2 protein-coding genes are annotated in these 2,080 nt (G+C 51.4%); both read right to left on the bottom strand.

Annotation, left to right across the window (positions count from 1 at the left end; translation table 11 throughout):
* Window positions 1-40: 40 nt before the first annotated feature.
* Window positions 41-1,612 (bottom strand): RNA-guided endonuclease TnpB family protein, encoded by a 1,572-nt coding sequence (locus M4I36_RS15475; protein ID WP_258112662.1) that lies wholly within the window; start codon window positions 1,610-1,612, stop codon window positions 41-43.
* Window positions 1,569-1,961 (bottom strand): IS200/IS605 family transposase, encoded by a 393-nt coding sequence (gene tnpA, locus M4I36_RS15470; protein WP_258112661.1) that lies wholly within the window; start codon window positions 1,959-1,961, stop codon window positions 1,569-1,571. The genes M4I36_RS15475 and tnpA overlap by 44 nt, the downstream gene beginning before the upstream one ends.
* Window positions 1,962-2,080: the final 119 nt, after the last annotated feature.

Raw genomic sequence — 2,080 nt, 5'->3', positions numbered from 1 at the left:
CTGAACCTCCCCATGGCTAAAGCCAGGGGGTTCTAAAAGTCTATACCTTTGCACTCTCGCAGGCTCTCACGGTGGCTTGCACCATCGCTACAACATCCTGCGCCTCATGTTCGGGCAGACTTTCTTTTTCGGACGACCCGCTCTGACTCCGATAGGTTCCGAAGGAGGAAGGCACTGGCCTTCCACTCGCAGGTTGGTGATACGCCTGTTGCCAAGCCGTCCGCAGGAGCGGTTCCGCACCTTGCCAATGCTCGTAGGCACCAGCCGCTTGCAGGCGTTCGTTCTCCACATGCTTTGCGAGATACGCGCTGAACAGGTCTCGTTGCATGACTACGCCGCAATCACAGGCATGGACACGCTCGGACAACCGTTTCTTGTGCTTCTGGCCACAAAGGCACACTTGCGATAATGCCGTATGATAGGTACTGAATTCCTCCACTTTCCCGCCAGCACTTTCAGCCTTGCGGGTGAGGATGGAAAGAAACAGTTTGGGTGCACGGATGCCAATGGAACGTCCGTACATCTTTTGAAACGCTTTGTAGCTTAGTTTTTCCGTGTTGATGTGAGTGCCGATGGCAATGACCTGATTCGCCAGTTGCCCATGCAGTGTTTTCCGATGAGCCGTTTCCCGACGATACAGTTCCTGCAATTGCGTTTCAGTTTCCTGCTGATGACGACTTTTCTTCAAAAGGTGTTTGCCTTTGATAACACGTCCTTTTTCATCGTAGCAATCAGGGTTGTTGGCACGGCGCTGGCGGTCTTGCTTGCGCTGCAACCGACGAATCTTCTTGTGGTCTCTGACGACTTCATCTGCAAATTGCGTGAGCATGGCTTTTGTGTCTCCGACAATCGCGATCGTAGACGGCCCGATATCTAGCCCCACTGTTTCCTTGCCAATCGAATGAATGCGCTCGCCTTTTTCATTCACTTTGACATATGGAACACCTTCGCAGACAAGTTGCGCGTAGTAGCGAGTTTTCCCGCGTATATTCCGTCGAACCAAGCGCACGTATTTGACACGGGACGAAAGACCATGCTGGATCACGGGATCGTGAGCTACGTCCGTGACCATCGGCAATTCAAGACCATTCCATAACACCCGATATTCCCGCCAACGGATGCAAGTGGCGTTACTTTTCCCTTCGAGACTGTGAAAACCGCGCTTGCCTTTGAACCGTGCCGTTTTCGCCTTACCAAATGCAACCTTTTGCACCGCTTCAAACGCGCGATCCGCCAGTTTCTGCGCCACATGGGAGTCCAGATGGTCGCCAAGCCACGTGGTACGCCGTATTTCATCTGCCACCGCTTCAAGGGCGTAGGCAGAAAATCCGTGCGCTTGGCGAGCGGCAGAAAAGTGAACCTGCCTCTCCTTTTTGTCCGTACTTTTCTTGGCTTTGGTATACCATAGGGATTGTCTGACAAGGGAGAGCCGTTTTCTGGCTTCACCCAACAACGCATTATACATTTGGCGTCCTGCTTCAAACCGTGCTTCTAATGTGCGTTCTTGGCGGCGCGTGATGTGCAGAGGAACTTCACATACAAAAGAGGGCGTCTTGCTCTTCGACTTCTTAGACGTTTTTTTGGTTTTCGATGTACTGTTTGATGACGGCAAGTGGCGCACCTCCCACTGTGGAAACAAAATAGGAATTTGTCCAAAGCGTTGGCAAGCGTTTTTTTAGCCAAGGAAACTCTTCACGCAAGTGATGTGAACTGCGCCCTTTCATCAACCGAACGAGGCGGTGAATGCCAAACTGGGGATCGACCTCAACAAGAAGGTGAACGTGATCGGGCATGACCTCCAGTTCGATGATCTCCGCTTGACGCTCTTCTGCCACTTCGTGAAGAATGGCTTTTAGCCGTTCCTCCACTTCGCTGGTGAGTACACGGCGACGATACTTGGGACACCATACAACATGGTATTTACAAGAGTAGACGACGTTGTGATTGGATTTGTATTCCATATAAGTAGTATATCACAACAATCTATCTAATGCGATTGAAAAGACAAAAGATTCGCCTAGCGGCGAGCGCCTTATATCCCCAGCGCTAAAGCGCGGGGCTTTACGGCGCATTCGGTAAA

The organism is Alicyclobacillus sp. SP_1, assembly GCF_024706985.1.
Lineage (GTDB): Bacteria > Bacillota > Bacilli > Alicyclobacillales > Alicyclobacillaceae > Alicyclobacillus_I.
Note: the sequence above shows the minus strand (reverse complement) of the source record. Positions and strands in the feature narration are given on the sequence as shown.